Origin of the sequence: Zavarzinella formosa DSM 19928 (assembly GCF_000255705.1) — a bacterium.
GTDB classification, from domain to species: domain Bacteria; phylum Planctomycetota; class Planctomycetia; order Gemmatales; family Gemmataceae; genus Zavarzinella; species Zavarzinella formosa.
In genome coordinates, this window is sequence record NZ_JH636450.1 from 61,723 (window position 1) to 62,898 (window position 1,176).

At 64.8% G+C, this 1,176-nt stretch carries 1 protein-coding gene; it reads left to right on the forward strand.

The annotated features are described in order from the left end of the window. Window positions 1-150 precede the first annotated feature (150 nt). Window positions 151-1,176, forward strand: a 1,026-nt coding sequence (locus tag BGIM_RS0141630) for a secretin N-terminal domain-containing protein (RefSeq protein WP_029631737.1), incomplete at its 3' end; no start/stop codon positions are given.

The following is a 1,176-nucleotide window of genomic DNA, read 5'->3' on the forward strand; positions in this document are numbered from 1 at the left end:
GGCCGGGGTGGCTTCGGCGGAGGCGCCGGCGGAGGCGGCCGGGGTGGCGGAGGCGGGGGACCAAGATCCTCGCTGGACAGACCAGGAGGACGCGATTTTTTTGACTCCCGGGACAAGGACGTCCCGCAGCAGACCCAACTATATGATCCGATGACCGACATCCGGCGGGTGTCGTACAACCCCGGAGATCCGGGGGAGGCACCGCCGCGATTGATCGCCCCGCCCACGTTTGGCGGCCAGAACTATCTCGCCCAGGTTCAGCCGGGGCAACAGCCCCCCTTGGGCACGGTTCCCCCCAAGACCGGGCCGGGCGGCCTTGAACTCATCAGCCCGCGCAGCCCGGTGTTCGTCGATCCGCTCGACGAACTCGGCGCCATCATCATCACGGCCAACAACCAAGCCGACCTCGACTTGGTTCTCAAAGTGATCGGGCAGCTCAAGGAGTTCCTCCTCAAGGAGGGGAGGAACGCCGGGCCGAAGATGCGCATCCTGCAAATGGAACACGCGGACGCGGTCGAAATCGTGTACATCATGAACCAGGTGTTTGCCCGCGCCCGCGGCCTCACCGCGCCGCAACAACAGCAAGGCGGTTTGGGCGGGGTGAACGCCCAGCAACAACTGGCCGCGTCGAACTCGATTTACATGCTGCCGCTGGGCCGGTCGAACTCCATCTTGATCCTCGCGCCGGAATTGCGGCTTGATTATTACATCGAGGAAATCAAGAAGCTCGACAAGCCGAACGCCGGCAACGCCCTGCGGCCGTTCCCGCTCAAAAAGGCAAGCTCCCAACAGGTGGCGACCCTCATCACGCAGTTTTACAACACGCGGTACACGGGCGAGACCAACGCCACGAACCTCGTGCGGGTGTCCTACGACACCAGTTCCAACACAGTGTTCGTGCAGGCCAGCCCGGCCGACATGGAGGACATCAAGAGCCTGATCGAACGGCTCGACACCAGTGAATCCGCATCGACAAACGAACTGCGAATCGTCCGGCTCCGGAATGCCATCGCCGACGAACTGGCCAGCATCCTGCAACAAGCCCTGACGCAGGGGATTCTCCCGCAAGGGACCGGTTTCGTGCAGACCCCCGGCGTCAACGCCGGGGGGGCGGGCGGGGCGGGTTTTGGCGGCGGCGGGGCCGGTATCGGCGGCGGCCAAGGGGGCTTCGGCGGA